General features: G+C 61.4%; 18 protein-coding genes and 1 rRNA gene. 16 read left to right on the forward strand and 3 right to left on the reverse strand.

Annotation, left to right across the window (positions count from 1 at the left end):
• The first annotated feature begins 53 nt into the window (after positions 1-53).
• A 5S ribosomal RNA gene (gene rrf, locus ACEWE8_RS25125) occupies positions 54-169 on the forward strand.
• Between the two features lie 54 nt (positions 170-223).
• Here rrf and ACEWE8_RS25130 read toward each other — a convergent pair.
• Positions 224-922, reverse strand: coding sequence for a GntR family transcriptional regulator (locus ACEWE8_RS25130; protein ID WP_046788330.1), 699 nt, complete (start codon positions 920-922; stop codon positions 224-226).
• A 220-nt stretch (positions 923-1142) separates the two neighbouring features.
• On the opposite strand from ACEWE8_RS25130, the gene lapG reads away from it, so the two are divergent.
• A complete protein-coding gene (lapG, locus tag ACEWE8_RS25135) occupies positions 1143-1889 on the forward strand; it encodes a cysteine protease LapG (RefSeq protein WP_395589419.1) in 747 nt (248 codons plus the stop codon).
• 10 nt (positions 1890-1899) lie between these two features.
• The gene (gene lapD / locus ACEWE8_RS25140) at positions 1900-3843 is read left to right on the forward strand and encodes a cyclic di-GMP receptor LapD (RefSeq protein WP_046788331.1); all 1944 of its coding nucleotides are present in this window, start codon (positions 1900-1902) and stop codon (positions 3841-3843) included.
• A gap of 58 nt (positions 3844-3901) precedes the next feature.
• On the opposite strand, the gene ACEWE8_RS25145 is transcribed toward lapD, so the two are convergent.
• Positions 3902-4243 carry a hypothetical protein gene (locus tag ACEWE8_RS25145; protein ID WP_046788351.1) on the reverse strand — a complete coding sequence of 114 codons (342 nt, stop codon included), beginning with the start codon at positions 4241-4243 and terminating at the stop codon, positions 3902-3904.
• A 369-nt stretch (positions 4244-4612) separates the two neighbouring features.
• On the opposite strand from ACEWE8_RS25145, the gene bcsE reads away from it, so the two are divergent.
• The 13 genes from bcsE to ACEWE8_RS25210 all read left to right on the forward strand — a co-directional run bounded on the left by bcsE (position 4613) and on the right by ACEWE8_RS25210 (position 22217).
• Complete coding sequence (bcsE, locus tag ACEWE8_RS25150) at positions 4613-6103, forward strand: cellulose biosynthesis protein BcsE (RefSeq protein WP_046788352.1); 1491 nt, start codon at positions 4613-4615, stop codon at positions 6101-6103.
• Complete coding sequence (bcsF, locus tag ACEWE8_RS25155; protein WP_046788332.1) at positions 6100-6285, forward strand: cellulose biosynthesis protein BcsF; 186 nt, start codon at positions 6100-6102, stop codon at positions 6283-6285. Before bcsE ends, bcsF begins: the two co-directional genes overlap by 4 nt.
• A complete protein-coding gene (bcsG, locus tag ACEWE8_RS25160; protein WP_046788333.1) occupies positions 6278-7888 on the forward strand; it encodes a cellulose biosynthesis protein BcsG in 1611 nt (536 codons plus the stop codon). The genes bcsF and bcsG overlap by 8 nt, the downstream gene beginning before the upstream one ends.
• The gene (gene bcsR / locus ACEWE8_RS25165; RefSeq protein WP_046788334.1) at positions 7885-8100 is read left to right on the forward strand and encodes a cellulose biosynthesis protein BcsR; all 216 of its coding nucleotides are present in this window, start codon (positions 7885-7887) and stop codon (positions 8098-8100) included. The genes bcsG and bcsR overlap by 4 nt, the downstream gene beginning before the upstream one ends.
• On the forward strand, positions 8097-8813 hold the full coding sequence (gene bcsQ / locus ACEWE8_RS25170; RefSeq protein ID WP_046788335.1) for a cellulose biosynthesis protein BcsQ: 717 nt from the start codon (positions 8097-8099) through the stop codon (positions 8811-8813). The genes bcsR and bcsQ overlap by 4 nt, the downstream gene beginning before the upstream one ends.
• On the forward strand, positions 8810-11419 hold the full coding sequence (gene bcsA / locus ACEWE8_RS25175) for a UDP-forming cellulose synthase catalytic subunit (protein WP_046788336.1): 2610 nt from the start codon (positions 8810-8812) through the stop codon (positions 11417-11419). Before bcsQ ends, bcsA begins: the two co-directional genes overlap by 4 nt.
• A complete protein-coding gene (gene bcsB / locus ACEWE8_RS25180) occupies positions 11419-13698 on the forward strand; it encodes a cellulose biosynthesis cyclic di-GMP-binding regulatory protein BcsB (protein ID WP_189339987.1) in 2280 nt (759 codons plus the stop codon). The genes bcsA and bcsB overlap by 1 nt, the downstream gene beginning before the upstream one ends.
• A gap of 2 nt (positions 13699-13700) precedes the next feature.
• Positions 13701-14810: a cellulose synthase complex periplasmic endoglucanase BcsZ gene (gene bcsZ / locus ACEWE8_RS25185; RefSeq protein WP_046788338.1), complete on the forward strand. Its 1110-nt coding sequence runs from the start codon at positions 13701-13703 to the stop codon at positions 14808-14810.
• Positions 14798-18319, forward strand: a complete 3522-nt coding sequence (gene bcsC, locus ACEWE8_RS25190) for a cellulose synthase complex outer membrane protein BcsC (protein ID WP_046788339.1) — start codon at positions 14798-14800, stop codon at positions 18317-18319. Before bcsZ ends, bcsC begins: the two co-directional genes overlap by 13 nt.
• A gap of 213 nt (positions 18320-18532) precedes the next feature.
• Complete coding sequence (locus tag ACEWE8_RS25195; protein ID WP_046788340.1) at positions 18533-19432, forward strand: TauD/TfdA family dioxygenase; 900 nt, start codon at positions 18533-18535, stop codon at positions 19430-19432.
• Positions 19433-19449: 17 nt separating this feature from the next.
• Complete coding sequence (locus tag ACEWE8_RS25200) at positions 19450-20469, forward strand: ABC transporter substrate-binding protein (RefSeq protein ID WP_046788341.1); 1020 nt, start codon at positions 19450-19452, stop codon at positions 20467-20469.
• Between the two features lie 6 nt (positions 20470-20475).
• On the forward strand, positions 20476-21339 hold the full coding sequence (locus tag ACEWE8_RS25205) for an ABC transporter ATP-binding protein (RefSeq protein ID WP_046788342.1): 864 nt from the start codon (positions 20476-20478) through the stop codon (positions 21337-21339).
• 14 nt (positions 21340-21353) lie between these two features.
• Positions 21354-22217 (forward strand): ABC transporter permease, encoded by an 864-nt coding sequence (locus ACEWE8_RS25210; RefSeq protein WP_046788343.1) that lies wholly within the window; start codon positions 21354-21356, stop codon positions 22215-22217.
• Between the two features lie 11 nt (positions 22218-22228).
• On the opposite strand, the gene ACEWE8_RS25215 is transcribed toward ACEWE8_RS25210, so the two are convergent.
• On the reverse strand, positions 22229-22786 hold the full coding sequence (locus ACEWE8_RS25215) for a WYL domain-containing protein (RefSeq protein ID WP_046788344.1): 558 nt from the start codon (positions 22784-22786) through the stop codon (positions 22229-22231).
• Positions 22787-22925: the final 139 nt, after the last annotated feature.

Raw genomic sequence — 22925 nt, forward strand, 5'->3', positions numbered from 1 at the left:
GAACTACAGAGATTCGCGGGTACGTCCATAGGACGGGCCGGCACACAGAATTTCTTGACGACCATAGAGCATTGGAACCACCTGATCCCATCCCGAACTCAGCAGTGAAACGATGCATCGCCGATGGTAGTGTGGGGTTTCCCCATGTGAGAGTAGGTCATCGTCAAGATTCAAATCCAAAGCCCCTGTCTGCACTGCAGACAGGGGCTTTGTCTTTTCCGGGTTATGGCATTGGCTGGGCTGCCTGCTTGTCCAGGTAATTCCTGATAACCCGCGCACCATTGTTCAGATGCTGCTCCAGCACCCTCACTGCCTCGTCGACCAGCTTGTCACTGGCTGCATCCGCCAGTGCGTTGTGATCGTCCTGGGTCAGCTTGCCCAAGCCCATCGACGATAGATGAAAGCGCAGGAAGCGCTCTTCCTCGTTGAGCTCGTCCTCGATCAGGCGCAGTAGCTTCTGGTTCTGAGCCTTGCCGTACAGGGCCATGTGGAACAGCCGATTGAGGCGGCCGATTTCGGCGTGGCGCGTCTCGTTTTCCAATTGCCGGATGTAACCACGTGCCCGGGCGATATCTTCGGCATCGAGCAGGGGAATGGATTGGCGCAGGGCCTCGGATTCGAGCAAAACCCGCAACGCATAAGTGTCGACCGCATCTTCACCAATCAAGGGCGCCACAACTGCGCCCTTGTGCATCTCCACCTTGAGCAGCGATTGCGCTTCCAGCTGGCGCAGCGCCTCACGCACAGGCATGCGGCTGACGCCATACAAGGTCGCCAGCTCTTGTTGGCGCACGGCAGTACCGGGCGGCAGGCGGCCATCGAGTATGGCGCTGCGCAAGCGTTCTTCGATCACGCCACGAGCCAGGTTCGCCGGTAGCTGTTCGCTCGCCAGCACATTGCTCAGTTTGATTTTCTCGGCCACGCGAAGTCTGCCTCGACGACTAAAGTTGGATCCAATGACACTAGTAACAGGCAAGGGGGCTTGTCAAACCAGCTCCCCGCAATGGGGGCGGGCGAAACACGGCCTAGAGATATGGTGGATGAAGACGACTGGCAAAGGAAGCGGCACATACAAAGCATTAACTGGAAAGTCTTGGCTCCCCGACCACCGGCGGCATGATTGCAGGATGCCATTGTTTTTTATGCTGACAGACCTCACCATCGCTGCTGTCGACTGGTCTGAACAGGTCTTCGCAGTGGCGATACCCTGGGTAATCAAAACCGCCGCGCGATGTGTCGGCCTCGCCGTTTTGCTAGGCAGTTTGCTGCTGGGCGGTTTGCATGCGGATTGGGATTTTTCCCAGATCAGTCGCAAGTCACAGACCCTGTATGGCCCACTGGGTGCCGGCAAGGGCCGCATCGATGCCTGGCAAGCCATGATGGCCACGCAAAACCAAGGCTCAGAGCTACAACGCTTGCAGGCAGCCAACCTGTTTTTCAACCAGCAATTGCGCTATGTCGAAGACATCGACTTGTGGCGTGAAGTCGACTATTGGGCCACGCCCATCCAGGCCTTGATCAAGGGCGCCGGCGATTGCGAGGACTACGCCATCGCCAAGTATTTCAGCCTGCGCCGCACGGGTATCCCAAGTGAAAAGCTGCGCATCACCTACGTCAAGGCCTTGCGCCAGAATCGCGCGCACATGGTGCTGACCTATTATTCAAGCCCACAAGCCCAGCCGCTGGTACTCGATAGCCTGATGGACGCGATCAAGCCGGCCAGCCAGCGTACTGACCTCTTGCCGGTCTACGCCTTCAATGGTGAAGGCCTCTGGTTGACCGGTGCTGCGGGTAACAAGAAAGTCGGTGACACCAAGCGTTTGTCACGCTGGCAGGACCTGTTAAAGAAAATGCAGGCCGAAGGGTTCCCGGCCGAACCGGTTTACTGAAGGAGCACAGATGTCACTGTTCAAACAATTGCTGTTGGCCATTTGCCTGTTCCTGGTGGTCGCGTTCAGCGGCAGCTTCATGGTCAGCCTGGAGAGTTCACGCAGCCAGTACGTCAACCAGCTGCGCTCACATGCCCAGGACGCTGCCACGGCGCTGGCGCTCTCGTTGACGCCGAACATCGATGACCCGGCCATGGTAGAGCTCATGGTCAGTTCGATCTTTGACAGTGGCTATTATTCGAGCATCAAGGTCGTCGACCTGGCCTCGAATGCGGTGCTGGTGGAGCGTCACGCGCAGCCAGATCCTGGTGGTGTTCCTGCCTGGTTCATCCACCTGATAGGCCTCGAAGCTGCCGGCGGTGATGCCCTCGTCAGCCGAGGTTGGCAACAAGCCGCGCGGGTCGAAGTCATTAGCCACCCGATGTTCGCCATCTCCAAACTCTGGCAGAGCGCCTTGGGCAGCCTGGGCTGGCTGCTGCTCTGCGGTGCAGCGAGCGCGGTACTCGGAGCCTTGCTGTTACGTCGTCAATTGCGGCCGCTGGACTACATGGTCGAGCAGTCCCACGCCATCGCCCGCCGCGAGTTCCTCAGCCTGCCTGAGCTGCCGCGCACGCCCGAGTTGCGTCGTGTGGTGCAAGCCATGAACCAGATGGTGGAGAAGCTCAAGGCCCTGTTCTACGAGCAGGCCGAGCGCAGCGAGCGGCTACGTACCGAATCGTATCAGGACAGCCTGACCGGGTTGTCCAACCGCCGTTACTTTGAAATGCAGCTCAATACCCGAGTCAGCAACCTTGAAGAAGCGAGGGCGGGTTACCTACTGTTGCTGCGTGTTCAGGACCTCACAGGGCTTAACGCCCGCTTGGGCGGCCAACGCACCGACCAGCTGTTGCAGGCGGTCGGTGTACAGCTGCAGCGTACCTGTGCCAAGTTCCCGGAGACCAAAGACCTGATTTCCCGCAGCCGTGGCGGTGAGTTCGCCGTGCTCGCCCCAGGTATGGTGAAAGAAGAGGCGGTGCAGCTCGCCCAGGCCTTGGAGGCTACGCTGCAGAGCCTGCACGAGACCGGCGCCACCGATGTCGACCCGGTAGCCTGTATCGGCCTTGCACCGTTCAGCCCCGGCGACGCGCCGCAAGCGCTATTGAAACTTGCCGATGAGGCCCTGGCCCGCGCTGAAAATCAGCCGACACCCGGCTGGGTTTGCCTTGAGCAGGGTGCCGCGGCTGTTGCCGGCGATAGCCATCACGCCTGGCACACGCGGCTTGAGCAAGCCTTCGTCAAAGGTCAGTTCGAACTGTTCTTCCAACCGGTTGTGGATTGCAAGGACGTGCAGCGCGTGCTGCACTACAAAGTCATTTCACGGCTGCACGATGATGAAGGCGAGGCAGTGCCGGCCGGCCGCTTTCTGCCGTGGCTCGAGCGCTTTGGCTGGATGCCGCGGCTGGATGTGCTGGTGCTCGAAAAAGTGCTGGCGCACTTGCGTAGCCATGATCAGGTGCTTGCGCTCAACCTGTCGGCTGCGACCCTGGCCGACCCCAACGCTCTGCAGCGCATATATGAGTTGCTTGGGCAGCACTCGGCGCTGCGGTCCCGACTGGTGTTCGAGCTCGGTGAGCTACTGCCCGAGCAGGGCATGCTTGAGCAGTTGACTCGGCGCCTGCACGAGTTGGGCTTCGGGTTGGCGCTTCAGCGTTTCGGCGGCCGTTTCAGCATGATCGGCAACCTGGCGCACCTGGGCCTTGCGTACCTCAAGATCGATGGTAGCTACATCCGCAACATCGACCATGAACAGCACAAGCGCCTGTTCATTGAAACGATCCAACGTGCGGCCCACAGCATAGACGTACCGTTGATTGCCGAACGGGTCGAGACGCAAGGTGAACTACAGGTACTGGTGGAAATGGGTGTGGAAGGGATTCAGGGACGGCTGGTCGGCGAGCCCGCACCCTGGCGTTGACCCAAGCCCCATGGCCGGCAAGGCTGCGATGGGGCCGCTACAGACAGAAAAAACGTGTTCAGATCAACCCGCCTTCGTCTTCCTCTTCGATCAGGTTGTTCAAATTACCCAGCGCCTTGCGCGCCGTGGAGCGGCTGAGCAGTTTGGCCTGCGCGCCGGGCGGCAGGTCAGTGATGCTGAATACGCCTTTGGCAGTGAGCACCTCTATCAGGTCCTCCAGTACGCGAATCATGTCCAGGTCGCTCTGCTTGAGCTGCTTGAGGCTATTTTCCACCACGTCGTCGGCGAACCATCCCTGAATATCGGCATGATCGGCTGGTAAGACTTCCGTGTACTCCGCGTAGGGTGCAACTTCCACCCGCTGCAACTGCCCCTGATCATTGCGTTGCACGTAGAACATGGTCGCCATCCCCGTCACGTTGTTACCTTGATTGTCGGCACAGGCGCAGCATAGATAAAGTTACGGTGATGCGCCTGCCCACTAGTTGTTTGACTTCTCTTGCATGCTCCAGTCAATTTTCAAGGCGCAGGCGCTGAGCACGTGGGGCGTTCGATTACCGCATGGCAAACGTGTGCGACCAACGGCTTTCATATCATCTTGACACTATTTTGCCTGCGTGCTGTAGAATTGACGACCTAATCAAGCCAGCTCTGCAGGCGTCGTTTTTTTGACATTTCTTGTTCGTCAAAAAGCCGCATGTACTCGCGTGCGGCCTCTCCTCGAATCAGCTTCGATATCGAATTCAGAGTCATTGTTTTGACGAAAAGTATTCCGTTGTTGGCTATTCCCGGGTTGGATGCCGAGCATAGTCAGTTCCATGAGCACGGCCTGTATTGGTTGGCCTGTGACACCACAGAAGACGCCGCTACACTCTGCCGCCAGATCCTCGAGGCCATGCCTGAACAAGGCCGGGCATCGTTACTGGGCGATGCGCGAGCGTTACATCAGATTCTTGGCGGGCTCGCCGCGACTTGCGGGCCGGCTGAGCTGGCATTGTACGAGGCTGACGTACGGGCCATCCTGCACCTCGAGCGTGACCTGCCTCGAATAGACCTTCCTGGCCGCGTGCTGGTGGCGCTGGTGCCCACCGCTGCCTGGGACAATAGCAAAGTCGAGCGCTGGTGCCAGGCGCTGCGCCGTTCGGCAATCGCTGCCCAAGCGCTGATATTGGTGGTCAGTGAAGGGCAGAGCGCTTCGCTGGTGGAGCGTCTGCGCGCATTCAACCAGTCAATCGATGGGCTTGCCCAGCTTTACCGTGGCCAGGGCGGCGTTCGCTATTTGCAGCATTTCTGGAGCAACATGCTCGGCGTGGTGGGCACCCAGGACGTCGAGTTGGCACGTTACGACAGTGGTTTTGCGGTGGCCGGTCGCCCTCTGCCGTCGACCGACGTCGGCGGTGATGAACTGGTATGCCTGGCCCAGAGCCAAGTGCTTGAAGGCGCGCCGGCACTGTCCGAGCACTGGCAGGTTTTCGACAGCATGAGCGAGTTGGGTACCAAGGCGAGCCGTGCTGTGTCGGCAACCGTAATCTTTGCCATGGACGGTGGGCAGCGCCTTGATGTCCTGGCCCGGCAGCTTCATACCTTGCGGCAATTGCGTGGTAACGCACTGAAACTGGTGGTGCGCGAAATGGCACCTACCCTGCGTTATCAGGATGAGCAGTTACTGCTGGCTTGCGGTGCCAGCCAGATCGTCCCATTCGGCGCCAGTCTGTCGCGTTTCCTCACTATGGTCGACAGCATCCAGGGCTATGTATGGCGCCGCCACTTACCGGCTGATTTCGATGCCTTGCTAGCCCGCCTTCGACCGCTGCCCGTCTGCGGCCTGGTTGCACCCCGTGCTTTTGCCGAGGCCGTGCAGCAGATGTGGCACGGCCATCGTAACGGTGAAATCGTGCACCAGTTGCTGGTGTTGCGCCCTGTACCTGGCCTGAGCCCGCTGCAGGCGTGCTCGCGTACGCTGTTCCGCCGAGATGGCGATATTGCCTGCGTGGTCGGTGAGGTTCTTTTCCTGTTCCTGTTTGCCTGCCGCTCGGAAGGAGTCGAACAGGCGCTGGACCACATATTCCAATTGTCCTGGAAGGAACTCTTCATCAGCCAGGACCTGTTGGTAAGCGTCGACAGCCTGACGGCACCGGCTTTCCACGACGAAACCAAGCCTCAACCGCCGCTGGCTGCGTCGGTAACCTTCCCATCTGCGCAAAAGAGGGCTGCTCTGGCCCCTCGAGAGATCAAGCTGCAACAGGGGAGGACGGCATGAACTTTGCTCAATTGCTGCAGGTGATCGGCATCAGTGCGCTGGTCACCCTGGTCCTGGTGCTGTTCGTTGTACGCATACGTGCCGTGGTGCAGGGCTGGCTCAACCGCCATTTGCATCCCCGTTACCTGAAGCCGGTTGGCGTACGCCGCCGCGTAGTGCATCAGGACTCTGATCATGAATAATCCGACCGATACCGTACCTCTGGCAGCCCGTTGGCGGGGTCTGGGCGCCTGGAACTTCTATTTCCTGGCCAAGTTCCTCTTGGTAGCAGTCGGCATGTTGGACTTTCAGGCCCTGCCGAACCTGCTGTTCGCAGCGTTTCTTCTGGTGCCCTTGCCAGGAAGATGGTTGCGAGTCGGTCGTCAGGTCGTGGCGGTTCCGCTGGGCGTCGCCCTGTTCTACCACGACACGTGGCTGCCGCCATTCCGTCGCCTGCTGGAACAGCCAGGCGTCCTCGACTTTTCATGGGATTACTTGCTGGAGCTGATGGCCAGGTTCATAAACTGGAACCTGATGGGCGCCCTGGTGTTGCTGCTGGTGGGGTATCTGTTCCTGCGTCACTGGCTGCGCCTGAGCACCCTGAGCCTTGTAGGTCTGGCGTGGCTGGCGGTCGGTGGGCTACCGGCACTGAGCCCCGTTGGCAGCCAGCAGGTTGTGGCCAGCTCAGCCGCTACTGCACCTACCGCAGCGGTAGCCGACAACGCGACCCTAAATGCCTGGCTTGAGCGCTTCTTTGCCAGCGAACGCGAACGGGTGACCGCGTTTCCTGCGGTGAAGCAGGACGAGCAGCCCTTCGACTTGCTGGTAATCAATGTGTGCTCGCTGGCCTGGGACGACCTGACAGCAGTAGGCCTGCACGAGAATGCGCTGTTCTCGCGCATGGACGTGATTTTCGATCAGTTCAATTCGGCCACGTCGTACAGCGGGCCTGCCGCAATCCGAATGCTAAGGGCAAGTTGTGGTCAGTCGTCCCATTCTGGTCTGTATCAGCCGGCCCCCGAGCAGTGTCTGCTGTTCGAGAACCTGGCCAAGCTCGGTTTCCAGAGCCAGACCCTGCTCAACCATAGCGGGCGGTTCGATAACTTCATTGGCGACATCACCAGCCAGCACATGCCTCAGCCGGGCTTGAGCATCACCGATTTCCCTAGAGCGCTTGTCAGCTTTGACGGCTCGCCAATTGCCGGCGATCTGGATGTGTTGCAAGGGTGGTGGAGCAAGCGCAGGAGCTCGGACGCTCAGCATGTTTCGCTGTTTTACAACACCATCAGCCTGCATGACGGCAACCGTATCGTCACCGCTGACGGTGGCACACGCGCCGCCGACTATGCCACACGGACCAACCGCCTGTTCGGGGACTTGGGCAAGTTCCTCGACGAACTTGAAGGCAGCGGCCGTCGCGTGGTCGTAGCCATCGTTCCCGAACACGGCGCGGCCCTGCATGGCGACCGTATGCAGTTGTCCGGCATGCGTGAAATTCCTACACCTTCGATTACCCACGTGCCGGTCGGCCTCAAGTTCATCGGCATGGGCCAGCACGCTCGGGCGGAGCCCCTGAAGGTGGCATCGCCTACCAGCTTCCTTGCGTTGTCTGAACTGGTTTCTCGTGTATATGCAGGCCTGGGTGCTGGGCAGACGCTCGACCTGCCCAGCCTGCTGACCGACTTGCCGACCACTGAACGTGTATCAGAAACCTCTGGTGCCCAAGTCATCGACTTCCAGGGACGCACCTACATGCGTCTGCAAGGGCAGCCGGATTGGCAGCCTGTTCCCAAGGAAAACCCATGAAAACTGGCAAGGCTGACCCATCCGACCGCAGTGACGATATTGCCCAGCTCCGTCAGCACCTGGACATGCCTGCCTTGAGCTATCAGGACATCTCCATGATGGTCGGCGTGCAACAGGCTCTGCAGCGCTGGCCACTACTGGGCGAAAGCTGCATGGCCCGGGCCGAGGAAACCGTCCCCGCTCGCGCAGTGCCTGAGGCCCAGACGCCATGATCAGCCTGGCATTGCACGGATTGCGGGGTGGCTTGGGGCGTAGTGCGTTATTGGCCGCCCTGGGTTTCGCTTTACGTGAACTGGGTGAGCGGGTACTGCTGATCGATCTTTGTCCGGACAACCTGTTGGGGCTGCACTTCAATTTGCCCCTCGATCAGCGTAATGGCTGGGCGCGTGCGCAGGTACAAGGTCGGCCGTTCGGTGAGCCTGTGTACGAAGTGCTCGAGGGGTTGTGCCTGATGCCTTTTGGTGAGGTTGATCAAGGTCGGCTCAACGCCCTGGGTGACTGGCACACGCCCGAACTTTGGCGCCCTCGGCAAGCTGAACTGGCCGAGCATTTCGATTGGCTGCTATTGGACCTTCCCTATCCTGTCGGTGCCCAAAGCACTCGGGCCTTTGAAAGCGATATGCAGATACTGGTGGCAGAGGCGGAAATGACCAGCCATGTCTTGCTCGGTCGTCAGCAGGTCGAACAGTACGACCTCATGCTGATCAACCGTTTCGATCCTGCCAGCAGCCTGCAAAACGATGTGCTGATGGTGTGGCGTGATCAGTTCCGTAACCAGTTGCCGATGCAGTTGGTGCACCGCGACGAGGCCTTTGCCGAGGCATTTGCCTGCAAGGCGCCAGTGGGCCATTACGCGCCGCAGAGCCTGGCTTCCCGAGATGTGCAGAGCCTGGCGGTGCGTTGCCTGGCAAGGCGGCAAGCGTGAACGTGACTCCGCTTTCGGCCTACAGCTACTTTACCGCCCGGGGCACTCATCGTCCGGTCGCGATGTTGTTTACGCTGTGCGTGTGGCTGGCATTCCTGTTACTGCGCCTAGAGTCGCCGGCCTGGCAAGCGCTTTTGGCTGAGCGCCAGCGATTGTTCCCGCAATTTGTTGATAAGCGTCCAACGCTGGGCGACCCGCTACGTCTGCTGATCCAGTGCATCTGGCTGCTGCTGCGACGTGAGCCGCAGCCGGCCAGGCTGGGCAGGCTGGCGAGCGTCTGGTCTGCTATGACAAGCCCACTACGCTGGGCATGGCAGGTGTTGCGCCAATACCGAGCCCGGTTGGCCGAAACCATGCGCCAGGTACCGATACGCTTTCGCGACAGCAGTCTGCAACGCAGTGCCGCTTCGCGCTTGCGTGGGCTAAGCGTATTTGGCCGACGGCTGTTTTATACCGTGCTCACCTCGTGCGCTGTACTTCTTGCCGTGCTCTGCGTAACAGAACCGTTCGGTTATCTGGCGCAACTGGTGTTCATTTTCCTGCTGTGGGGCATCGCGATGCTGGTGCGCTACATGCCGGGTCGCTTCCCTACGCTGATGTTGATCGTGTTGTCGACGATCATTTCCTGTCGCTACCTGTGGTGGCGTTATAGCTCGACATTGAACTGGAACGACACCCTCGACCTGGTTTGCGGCGTCATCCTGCTTGCGGCGGAAACCTACTCCTGGTTCGTGCTGATCCTTGGCTACATCCAGACCTGCTGGCCGCTGCAACGCAAGCCGGCGAACCTTCCGGAAAACCCGAGCCGGTGGCCGACGGTCGACCTGATGATCCCCACCTACAACGAGGATCTGTCGGTGGTCCGTACCACCGTGCTGGCCGCCCTGGGCCTGGACTGGCCGCGGGATTGCCTGCGCATCTACATCCTTGACGATGGCCGGCGCGAGGCGTTTCGTGCCTTCGCCGACGAAGTGGGTGTAGGCTACATCGTGCGCCCGCACAACAACCACGCCAAGGCCGGCAACCTCAACCATGCGTTGGGTGTCACTGACAGCGAACTGATCGCAATTTTCGACTGCGATCATGTCCCGGTGCGTTCCTTCCTGCAGATGACGGTCGGCTGGTTCCTCAAAGACCCTAAGCTGGCGCTGGTACAGACCCCTCATCACTTCTTCTCGCCGGACCCCTTCGAACGCAATCTGGGGTCTTTCCGTCGCCGCCCCAACGAAGGCGAGTTGTTCTACGGGTTGATCCAGGACGGCAACGACATGTGGAACGCTGCCTTCTTCTGCGGTTCGTGTGCCGTGCTGCGCCGTACCGCGTTGGAAAGTATTGGCGGATTCGCCGTCGAAACGGTGACTGAAGATGCCCACACCGCGTTGCGCATGCACCGCCAAGGCTGGACCTCGGCCTACCTGAGTATCCCCCAGGCTGCGGGCCTGGCAACAGAGAGCCTGTCGGCGCACATCGGCCAACGCATTCGTTGGGCGCGTGGCATGGTGCAGATTTTCCGGACCGACAACCCCCTTTTCGGCCGGGGTCTCAGCTTGTTTCAGCGGGTTTGCTACGCCAACGCCATGCTGCACTTCCTGGCCGGCCTGCCACGGTTGATCTTCCTCACCGCGCCGCTGGCGTTCCTGTTGTTCCATGCCTACATCATCTATGCGCCTGCCTTGATGATCCTGCTCTACGTGCTGCCGCACATGATTCACGCCAGCCTCACCAACTCGCGCATGCAGGGCAAATACCGGCAAACGTTCTGGGGCGAGGTTTACGAGACCGTGCTGGCCTGGTACATCGCCCGTCCCACCACGGTTGCGTTATTTGCGCCGAAGAAAGGCACCTTCAATGTCACTGCAAAGGGTGGGTTGATGGAGCAAGGGCAGTTCGACTGGCGAATCGCCCAACCGTATCTGTTCCTCGCCGGGCTCAATGTGCTTGGGCTCGGCTTTGCCGTCTGGCGGCTGATCAATGGGCCGGTAGCCGAAATAGGCACGGTGATCGTCAGTTCACTGTGGGTGATCTACAACCTGCTGATCCTCGGCGCAGCCTGCGCGGTAGCAGCCGAAGTGCGCCAGGTGCGCCGTGCGCATCGCGTACAGATGCACCTGCCGGCTGCACTGCTGCTGGAAAGTGGGCACGGTTATCCATGCACACTGGTCGATTACTCCGATGGCGGTATCGGCCTGCAGCTGGGTGAAGGCGTGTCGCCCGCCCCCGGGGAGCGTGTACGCCTGCTGCTCAGCCGTGGCCAACGTGAATTCGCCTTCAATGCACGGGTAACCCGCATCGTCGGTCGGCATGCAGGCCTGACCTTCGAAGGCCTCAGCCAACAGCAGCAGATCGACCTGGTGCATTGCACCTTTGCCCGCGCTGATGCCTGGCTGGGGTGGCAGGACAAACATGAGGTCGACCGCCCGCTACGCAGCCTGGTCGACGTGCTCAAACTCGGCGGCGTCGGCTATATGCGCTTGATCGAGCACGCACCAGGCTGGCTTCGCGAACGGTTGCAGCCGGCGCTTGATCTGGCGCGCTGGCTGGGCAGCTACATGCCCCGCACTCCGCGACCTACTCCATCCACGAACCTTCTTGACCGAGACGCATGATGACTCGTTATCCCGCGCGCACCTGGAGTCTGGCGATGGCACTGCTTGCCTCCCTGTTCCAGCATGCAGCCGTCGCCGATGTAGCCCCGCTTGCCCCGTCGGCCGAGCCACTGGTGCCCAGTTGGCCCGTGACCCGGACTTTCGAACAGCTTGGCCAAGCGTCCGATAGCCTGCTGCTTGGGGTACGCAACAGTGAGAACGTAGAGTTCGGCTTGCGCAGAGATCGCCTGGCGACCGAAGCCGTTCTGCAATTGGACTACACCCCTTCGCCGGCCTTGCTGCCAAACCTTTCCCACCTGCGCGTGTACCTCAACGATGAGTTGATGGGTGTGGTGCCGGTGGAAAAGGATCAGCTCGGTCAGCGTGTGCGGCGGCAGTTGCCTTTGGACCCGAAGCTGATCAGCGATTTCAACAGGGTCCGCCTGGAGTTCGTCGGGCACTACACCGATATCTGTGAAGACCCGGCGCACAGCGGCCTGTGGCTGAGTCTCAACCGCAAGAGCCAGGTCCAGCTCCGTCAGCAACCGCTGGCCCTGGAAAATGACCTGGCCTATTTCCCGCTGCCGTTCTTCGATCCGCGTGATACCGGCAAACTTGAGCTGCCGGTCGTTTTCGCTGACGCGCCGACCCTTGGCGAGCAGCGCGCGGCTGCCATTCTCTCGTCCTATTTCGGTAGCAAGGCGGGTTGGCGCAAAGCGAGCTTCCCGGTGTCGTTCAACAGCCTGCCAAATAGCGGCGACAAGCCTACGCCGGCCATCGTCTTCGCCACCAACGAGCGTCGCCCGTCATTCCTTGCCGACCTGGAAAAGTTCCCGAAGGTCGACGGCCCGGTGGTGCAGTTGATCAATCACCCTACCGATCGCTGGAGCAAATTGCTGCTGGTGCTCGGTCGCAATGACGAGGACCTGGTCAAGGCCGCGTCGGCGCTGGCTGTTGGCAGTGACCTGTTCCGCGGGCCGCAGGTCAAAGTCGAACAGATGACCACCTTACAGCCGCGCAAGCCCTACGATGCGCCTAACTGGACGCGTACTGACCGGCCGGTGCGTTTCTCAGAGTTGCTCGATTACCCCGAGCAGCTTCAGGTAAGCGGCCTGCAGCCGCGACCGATCACTCTCGATGTTAACTTGCCCCCGGATCTGTTCGTCTGGCGCAACCAGGGTATTCCGCTGCAGACCCTTTACCGCTACACCCCACCGGCAGTCACAGACGAGTCGCGCCTGAGCATCAGCGTCAATGATCAATACATCACCAGCATGCCGCTGGTGGGTAACGACCGCCGCGGTGGCACGCTCGAAGAAATGCGTTTGAATGTGCTGTCCACCGACAGCACAGCGTTGACCGAACAGGCTCTAGTGCCCGCCCTGAAAATCGGTGCACGCAATCGACTGCGTTTTGATTTCAGCTTCGCCAGCACACTGGGCAGCGCCCAGCGCGACCATTGCCAGACGTCCCTGCCGGTGGATGTGCGGGCCGCTATCGACGAAAACTCGACCATCGACCTGTCCGGCTATCACCATTACATGGCCATGCCTGATCTGCGTGCCTTCGCCCGAAGCGGCTTCCCTTACAGCCGTATGGCCGATCTGTCCGACACTGTGATCGTGGTACCGGGCACGCCGACGCAGATGCAGGTCGGTACGCTGCTGGACGTGGTCGCCAGCCTGGCCGGGCAAATCGGTTACCCAGCCCTGAATGTGCGCCTGACCGACAACTGGAAGCAAGCTGCGGACGCTGATGCCGACTTGCTCTTGATCGGCAGCCTGCCTGAAGGCCTGCACGATGCCCCGGACCTAGGGTTGTTGCTCAATCGACAGCGTGACTGGATGGTACAGGGCAAGGCACTGGAGTCGCCGGGCAGTCAGCGCTTCAATTCCGCCTCGGTGGCCGCCAACAGTCGCGTCACGGTCAGCGCACAGGCGCCGATTGCCGCCATCACGGGCCTGAAGTCGCCATTCCACGAGCAGCGTAGCGTCGTCGCTCTGCTGGCCAGTTCCGATGCCGAGTACGCATTGCTGCGCGATGTGCTGGCGGACTCCGGCAAGCTGGAAGCGGTGGCCGGCTCCGTCGCCTTGGTGCGCAGCAGCGGCGTCAGTAGCCAGTTCGTCGGTGAGCATTACTTTGTCGGCCAACTGCCATGGTGGTTGCTGTTGTGGTTCCACCTTTCCGATTACCCCGCGCTGATCGCGGTGCTTGCCACCGTGAGCGTATTGCTTTTCGCCTTCCTGTTGTGGCGTGCGCTGCGTTGGGCAGGGCGTCGTCGCCTGGGTGAGGCCGATTGAACATGCGCCAGCTGTTGGCATTGTTGGTGGCATTGTGCATGCCCGCTGTTACGGCCGCTTCGCCAGCGTGCCCGTGGCCGGCGTGGGAGCGATTCAAGGCCCGACAGATCAGTGAGGACGGGCGGGTGATCGATCGCAGTGATGAGCGACTGGTTACTACGTCCGAGGGGCAGAGTTATGCGCTGTTCTTCGCTTTGGTCGGTAATGACCGCGATGGCTTCGCGAAGTTACTGCACTGGACCAGCAACAACCTGGCCCAAGGGGACCTTTCACGCCATCTTCCGGCGTGGCAGTGGGGGCGCAGCCAGCAGCAATGGAAGGTGCTGGACAGCAACAACGCCAGTGACGCTGATGCCTGGATCGCCTATAGCCTGCTCGAAGCCGGGCGGCTGTGGGACGAGCCAGGCTATGCCCGGTTGGGCCAGCAGATGCTCTGGCGCATTGCCGCCCAGACCGTACGCAAGTTGCCTGGCCTGGGCGTGATGCTGCTGCCCGGTGACTACGGCTTTGAAGACAGTCGCGGTTGGCGGCTTAACCCAAGCTACCTGCCACCCCAGTTGTTTGACCGCTTCGCCCTGGTAGACCCTTTGTGGGCCGAGATGGCAGGCAATGTCCGCCGCCTCTGGTTACAGGCGTCGCCTAAGGGCTTCGCTCCGGACTGGTTGTTGTGGACACCTGCAGCCGGCATCGAAGGCGACCCTGAGCATGGCAGTGCCGGTGACTATGACGCCATCCGCGTATACCTGTGGCTGGGCATGCTGGCCCGTGGGGCGGCGCTGCGCGATGAGTTGCTGCGTCACTTTGCACCGATGGTCGAGCTGACCACGCGTGGCGGCCAGCCGCCGGAAAGCGTCGATGCTCGCACCGGTAAAGCAATCGGTCATGGCCCCATAGGCTTCTCTGCGGCACTTTTACCGCTTCTGGCCAGTACTGTTGACGGTCATGGCGCCCTTGAGGTGCAACGTAAAAAGCTGCGCGACCAACCCGTCGAGGCGCAGGGGTATTACGACCACGTGCTGTCCATGTTCGGCCGAGGTTGGGATGAGGACCGTTATCGCTTCGACAACGATGGCCGTCTGCTGCCTGCCTGGAGTGCACCATGTTCCGAATGATCGGCGTGCTGACGCTGGCTGCACTCTCTTGCGCTGTGGCTGCGCAACCCAAGGATCGTGATGGGCAGCGCCAATGGCTGCTCGAGCAGGTGCGCATCGGCGAGGCGTTGCACCGTGACGACCTGATCCACAACGCGCTGGCCAGGCTGCGGCTGCTGGAGCCACGCAACCCCGATGCCTTGCTGGCGGCCTTGAGCCTGGCCCTGCGTGAGCAGAAGCCTCAGGAAGCCGAGCAGCTGCGCGCACGAATCGCCGAAGTCGCGCCGGGCAGCCTTCAGGACCGACAAGCCCGACGTCTGCTGCAACTGCAACAACCAGAGATGGCGCAGCGTCTGCAACAAGCTCGTCTTCTGGCGGTAACCGGGCGCTACGACGAGGCACTGTTGGCCTATGACCAACTGTTCGCCGGCGAGCCGCCCAGCCTGGACATGGCACTGGACTATTGGCGGGTGCGGGGCAATCTGGCCGGACAGCGCCCGGAAGCAGTCCGGCAGTTACAGCAGCTCGATAGCCAGTACCCAGGCAACGCAGGCCTGCGCCAGACGTTGGCCAGCTGGTTGTTCAGCGAAGGGCGCGACAGCGAGGCCCTGGCTGTGCTCGATCAGTTGTCGCGTGACCCCACGGCACGCGATGCCGCGGCGCAGCGCGAGTTCGACTATCTGTCCGAGCAACCGGTAAGTGCCAGCAGCGTTGCTGCCTGGCAGGCCTTCGCACAGCGCTATCCCGCTTCGCCACTGCTGCCGCTGGCCGGCGAAAACCTCAAGCAGCAGCGTACCCTGGTCGCCGACCCTGCCTGGCAGGCGGGGCAACGCGGCAAGGCGTTGCTGGAACAGGGGAGCAATGTCCAGGCCGAGGCGCAGCTGCGTCTTGCCCTGCGTCGCTATGCAAATGATGCCAGCCTGCACGGTGCGCTTGGCGTTGCGCTGATGCGCCAGCGCCGTTATGCGCAAGCGAACGAATCTTTTCATCAGGCCGTTGCCATTGAGCAGAGCACCCGCCTGATGAGCAAATGGAAAGACCTCCAAGCCTCCAGCCAGTATTGGGGGATGCTGCAAAAAGCCGACAGCGCGCTGGAGAAGCAGGACCTGCGCGTCGCTCGCTCGCTTTACCAGCAGGCGCGCCAGCAGCGCCCCGAAGATGAGTTCGCCTTGCTCGGGCTGGCCGATGTGTCGTTTGCCGAAGGCGACATGGCTGGCGCCGAACGGCAGTACCTGCAAGTGCGGCGCATGTTGCCCGACAATGAAAGCGCAGTGCGCGGCTTGATGCGGATATACCAGGCGCAATCGACAGACAAGGCGCAAGCGTATCTGGACAGCTTGCCAGCAGCTCAGCAGGCTCAATTCGCCAGCCTGCGCCGCAGCCTGCAGCTCGGTCGCCTGCGTGAGCAGGGTGACGCTGCGTTGCAACGCGAGGATTGGGCCACCGCCAGCCGCGTTCTGGAGCAGGCTGCCGAACTGGCCCCCGATGAGCCATGGCTGGTCTATCAGCTGGCCAGCAGCCTGCGCCGACAGGGGCGTAACGCCGAGGCAGATGCCGCGTTCGCCAACGTGCTGAAAAGCCAGCCAGCGGACCCGGCCACGCGCTATGCCCATGGCCTGTATCTGGAGTCCAGTGACCGTGATCTTCTGGCCTTGGACACCTTGCGTGCCGTGCCCGAAGGCGCCTGGACCGACGACATGCGCACCTTGGACAAGCGCGTGCGTCGGCGCATGACCTTGGCTCAGGCTCAGCGCCTGCAGGAGCAGGGCCGTACGGCTGAGGCAACAGCGGTACTGGAAGCCGGCCTGGCCCATGGCGAGGGAGATCCCGACGACCTCTTGTTGATGGCGGACTGGGCGGCAGAGCGGGGCGATAGCAGCAAGGCGCGTGGTTACTATCAGCGGGTGCTTGAGGTCCAACCCCAGCGTCCCGAGGCCCGGCTCGGCATCATGCAAAGCTGGATTGCCGAAGGCGACCTGGAGCGTGTGCGGCAGGCGCTGGCCGCACAACCGCTGCAACTGACGGATCAGCAGAGCGACGCGCAGCAGCGTCTGGCTGCAGTCTGGGTGGCGCTGGGGGAAAAGGACAAAGCGTCCAGGCTGCTTGACCATATTGCCTCGCAGCAGCCCCAGCCCGACCCCTTGCTACGCCGGGATGCTGCCCGGCTGGTGGCTGCCAATGACCCGCAGCGGGCGCTGGACCTTTACGCGGCGGCGATGGCCGATGCGCAGTTGCTCGACCGCTCGGCGCTGTCACCGCGTGATGACCGCGCAATGACACTGGCTAGCCGCGCCAATGACGCCGATGACTGGCTGCTGCGCAGCCTGCGCAGTGACGTCGATGAGTTGTATCGCCAGCGCAATACCAACGTGACCCTCATGCATGATTACGGTTGGCGCAAAAGCGACGGTACCCCAGGTATTTCCAGGTTGAGTACTCAGTCGACCCTGCTGCACGTCGACACCCCTTGGGACGACGGCAGGGCCTTCGCGCGCCTGGAGCGCATTGGCATGGATGCCGGCTCGTTCGACTTGAATGACGCAGGCCAACACAACGAAGATTTCGGCTCTTGCCAGTTCAGTCTTCGCGGAACCACTCAAGGCTGTTCAGGCGGTTCGCAACGTGCCAATGGCGGCGTTCTGGCTGCGGGCTGGCAGAATGCTCGTTGGGGCTTTGACCTGGGTACTACCCAAGGTTACGAGGTCAACAACTGGCTGGGTGGTGCAATCCTCAATGGTGACCTAGGGCAGGTCGGTTGGTCGCTGTCCGCCTCGCGCCGGCCAATGAGCAACTCGCTGCTTTCGTTTGGAGGCACTCGCGACCCCAACACGCATATCCGCTGGGGCGGTGTGACGGCTAACGGTACAACGCTTGGCTTGAGCTGGGACCAGGGCGGTGATCACGGCGTCTGGGCGAGCCTGGGCCACCACTGGCTGCGCGGTGAGAATGTCGCCGACAATCAGCGCACTCGCATCATGGCGGGTTACTACTACCGCGCGGTGGAAAAGGCGGACGAGCGCATGCGCGTTGGCCTGACACTGATGCGTTGGAATTATGACAAAGATCTGGGCGGCTACAGCCTTGGCCAAGGCGGGTATTACAGCCCGGAGCGCTACGAATCGATCGGTCTACCCGTCAGTTATGCCTGGCGCAACTACGATTGGTCGCTCCTGCTGGAAGGCTCAGTCAGTTGGTCCCGTGCACATAGCGGCAGCAACCGTCTTTACCCAGACTCCGGCGTCAATCGCATGCTGCTTGAGCATTTCAATGCTGTCTCGGACAGCAGTGATACCAACATCAATGAGATGACCGACGCCAGCGAAAGCACAGGGTTGGGTTATCGAGTGCGTGGAGCGTTGGAGCGGCGCCTGAATGATCGCTGGGCACTAGGTGGTGCTTTCGACTGGCAGCACAGTGATGACTATGCACCGAGCCATGCCGTGTTCTATGTGCGTTATATGTTCGAGCCATGGCGGGGCAACCTGGCGTTGCCTGTGACATCGTTGGAGCCCTATAGCGAGTGGCGTTGACGGGCGCGTGGCGCCCGCTCGGCGGCAGTGAGCTGGTTCATATGATTATTCGATAAAGGTATTTAAATTATCCCTTTTATGACTTTATAGTCGATCCCACTGCGTACCCGTCGACCAATCGATGCGCCGCACGACTTGAACCCACACGGCTAAACCCCGTGCGTTTCTGATCGTTGCGCGTCATCGAAGTCGCGCACTGCGTGGGAGTGAAAAATGTCCGCCGTCCCGAACGCCTTGTCGTCCAACCACAGCGCTCAGCCGCAAACCTTTGAAATCCGCCCGTTCTCGGGTGCCGTTGGCGCCGAGATCATCGGCCTGGACCTGGCAAAACCGGTCAACGCCGAGGACTTCAGCCTTATTCATCACGCCCACCTCGAGCACCACGTACTGGTGCTGCGCGACCAGCGCATCAGCCCTGAACAGCAGATCGCCTTCAGCCGCCGCTTCGGCCAACTGCAGATCCATGTGCTAAAGCAGTTTCTGCTCAAAGGCCACCCCGAGATCCTGATCGTCTCCAACATCATCGAGAACGGCCACAACATCGGCCTGGGCGATGCCGGCAAGTTCTGGCATTCGGACCTGTCATACAAGGCGCTCCCAAGCCTGGGTTCCATGCTGCACGCCCAGGAGTTGCCCAGCGAAGGTGGCGACACCCTGTTCGCCGACATGCACAAGGCCTGGGACGCGGTACCCCAAGCGCTGCGCAAGCAGGTCGAGGGCCGCAGTGCCGCGCACTCCTACACCGCCCGTTATGCCGAGACCAAGTTCGAAGGCAACTGGCGCCCGACCCTCAGCGCCGAGCAGCTTGCACAGGTGCAGGAAGTGATCCATCCGGTGGTACGAACCCATCCGGAAAACGGCCGCAAGGCACTGTTCGTCAGCGAAGGGTTCACTACCCGCATCGTCGGTCTGCCGGATGATGAAAGCCGCGACGTGCTGCAGCAGCTTTATGCCCTGAGCGTGCTCGAACAGAACATCTACCGCCACCAATGGCAGCCACACGATCTGGTGTTCTGGGACAACCGCTCGCTGATCCACCTCGCCACAGGCTGCCCGGCGCACCTGCGACGCAAACTTTTCCGTACCACCATCCAGGGCGATGCCCCGTTCTGACGACTGAGGAAACCATCATGCGCAAATCCATCAGCCGCCTGGCGGCAAGTATCTCCCTGGGTGCAAGCCTGGTCGTGGGCAGCCTTGCGGCCCCCACGGTGGCCCATGCCGAAGGCAAGATCCGCATTGCCGAGCAGTTCGGCATTGTCTATCTGCTGCTCAATGTGGTGCGTGATCAGCAACTGATTGAAAAGCACGGCAAGGAGCAGGGTATCGACATCGACGTCGACTGGGCCCAGCTATCCGGGGGTGCTGCGATCAACGACGCGCTGTTGTCCGGCGCGGTGGACATCGCCGGTGCCGGCGTTGGGCCGTTGCTGACGGTATGGGACCGCACCAAAGGCCGGCAGAACGTCAAGGCGGTGGCCTCGCTGGGCAACTTTCCGTACTACCTGGTCAGCAGCAACCCGAACGTGAAGACCATCGCCGACATTTCCGGCAAGGACCGCATTGCCGTGCCGGCCGTGGGCGTCTCGGTGCAATCGCGCTTCCTCCAGTACGCCGCTGCCCAGCAGTGGGGCGAGAAGGAATACAACCGCCTCGACAAGTACACCCTTGCCGTACCGCACCCAGATGCCACCGCTGCGTTGCTGGCTGGCGGCACCGAGCTCAACGGGCACTTCTCCAACCCGCCGTTCCAGGACCAGGCACTGGCCAACAAAGACGTGCACGTGGTGCTCAACAGCTATGACCTGCTCGGCCCCAACTCGCCGACCGTGCTGTTTGCCACCGAGAAATTCCGCAACGACAACCCCAAGACCTACAAGGCGTTCGTCGATGCCCTGGCCGAGGCTGCGGACTTTGCCCAGAAGGACAAGGCGGCGGCTGCCGATACCTATATCCGCGTCACCAAGGCCAAGATTGACCGCGATGTGCTGATCAAGCTGATCGACAACCCCCAGTACGAGTTCACCGTAACGCCGAAGAACACCTACAAGCTGGCCGAATTCCTCTACCGGGTAGGCGCCATCAAGCACAAGCCTGAGTCGTGGAAGGATTACTTCTTCCAGGATGAACGCCCACTGCAGGGGAGCTGACCGACCATGACCGCCCCATTGCCAGGCCACACGGCCAGCAACCTTAGCCGTGTGGCTACACCGCCGTTGCTCAAGGTGGATAACCTGAGCCTCGAATACCGTACCGCGCAGCGCGTGGTGCGGGCCACCCATCAGGTCAGCTTCGAAGTCGACCGTGCCGACCGTTTTGTCTTGCTGGGCCCCTCGGGGTGTGGCAAGTCCACGCTGCTCAAGGCCGTAGCCGGGTTCATCAGCCCACAGCAAGGGCAGATCCTGCTGCAGGGCCAGCCGGTCATCGGCCCTGGCCCCGATCGCATCGTGGTGTTCCAGGAGTTCGACCAGCTGCCGCCGTGGAAGACGGTGAAGCAGAACGTCATGTTCCCGCTGCTCGTTTCTGGCCAGCTCAAGCGCGCCGAGGCCGAAGACCGAGCGTTGCATTACCTGGACAAGGTTGGCCTGGCGGCTTTTGCCGACGCTTATCCGCATACCCTGTCGGGCGGCATGAAAGCGCGCGTGGCAATTGCTCGTGCACTGGCCACGCAACCGAAGATCCTGTTGATGGATGAGCCGTTCGCCGCACTCGATGCGCTTACCCGGCGCAAGATGCAGGAAGAGTTGCTGTTGCTGTGGGAGGAGGTGCGCTTCACCTTGTTGTTCGTCACCCATTCCATCGAGGAGGCGCTGGTAGTGGGTAACCGCATCCTGTTGCTGTCACCCCATCCGGGGCGGGTACGGGCCGAGGTGCACAGCCATCAGTACGACCTTGGCAGCCTCGGCGCCAGTGACTTTCAGGCCAGCGCCCGGCGCATCCATCGGCTGTTGTTCGACCAGGCCGATGCCCCCGAGCAGGCCGAATACCTGGGCTTCAACGACTTCCGCATTGCCTACTGACAGGAGCTTGAGCCATGACCACTACACCTGTACGTCAGGAATACGAGGTGCAGCTGGAGCCGCTGCTCAGTGTGCCTCTGGAACGCAACCTGCCGCTGGCCCAGCGCCTGTGGCAGCAAGGCTGGTTACGCAAGGCGGCGATCCTTGTGGTGATCGCAACACTGTGGGAGGCCATTGCCCGCTACCAGGGCAATGACCTGCTGCTACCGAGCTTTTTGCAGACTGCCGCGGCGCTGTGGGACGGCCTGCGCAGCGGCGAGCTGCCGGCCAAAGTCGGCGTGTCGCTGGTAATCCTGCTCAAGGGCTACCTGACGGGCATCGTCCTGGCATTCGGCCTTACCAGCCTTGCGGTATCGACCCAGCTTGGGCGCGATCTGCTGGGCACGCTGACCTCGATGTTCAACCCACTGCCGGCGATTGCCCTGCTGCCGCTGGCCCTGCTGTGGTTCGGGCTGGGTGATAACAGCCTGATCTTCGTGCTGGTGCACTCGGTGCTTTGGGCGCTGGCGCTGAATACCTACGCGGGTTTTCTTGGCGTTTCTGAAACCTTGCGCATGGCTGGGCGCAACTATGGCCTCAAAGGGCTGCGGCTGGTGCTGCACATCCTGGTGCCCGCGGCACTGCCGTCGATCCTGTCGGGGCTGAAGATCGGCTGGGCATTTGCCTGGCGCACGCTGATCGCCGCCGAGCTGGTGTTCGGCGCGAGCAGCGGCAAGGGCGGGCTGGGTTGGTACATCTTCCAGAACCGCAACGAGCTGTATACCGACAAGGTTTTTGCCGGGTTGGCGGTGGTGATCCTGATCGGGCTGCTGGTCGAGGGGTTGGTGTTCAATACCCTGGAACGGGTGACCGTGCGGCGCTGGGGGATGCAGCGCTGATCTGTAGCGGCCTAATTCTGGTACTGCGCAGCCGCATTGCTCAGGGTCTTGGCAATCTCACTGCGCAGTTCATCCGGCTGCTCCACCTTCACCCCGTCCCCCTGGCTCAACACCCACCAGCGTAACGCCCAGCCATCTTCCATCGTGGCCTGCAGCCGATGCCCGTGCTCCAGGGCAGTCAGCTGCATGTCTGCACTCAACGGCTGATCACGTAACTGTCGTGCCACCCTGTCGTTGACCCAGGCTTGCAGCGCCAGCCCACCACCTTGCTCCGGCTGGAGCGCCTCACCGCGCAAGTAGCCCTGCAGGTCGAAATTCCCGCGCAGCTCGCCCAAGGCATTCGCCGACCAGTGCCAGCCGAACGGAATGCTCTTGTCGTTGCGCTCCAGCGGGAAGATCAACGACAGCTCATTGAGGTCGCGTTCCACCGTGCGTTTGCTGACGGTGAAACCCACATCGCGCAGGCGCCACACCAGTTCTGCGCTGGTAATGCCCGGGGAACGGCTGGGTAGCTGGCGCAGCAGCGCCCACTGACGGCTGAGGGTGGCGCGGGTGGTGGCGAACGGCAAAAGGTAACGTCCTTGTCTAGGCTTGCCGCATCAGGATGGCGGCATTAGTGGGTCATGGCAATTAGCCACGATCCGTTCAGATCAAGGAACCGCCAATTGGTTGCCTGGCGCCGAATCGTTCGCGACAGGTTTTGACGTG

The sequence above is a fragment of the Pseudomonas sp. TR47 genome (assembly GCF_044143025.1).
Lineage (GTDB): Bacteria > Pseudomonadota > Gammaproteobacteria > Pseudomonadales > Pseudomonadaceae > Aquipseudomonas > Aquipseudomonas putida_E.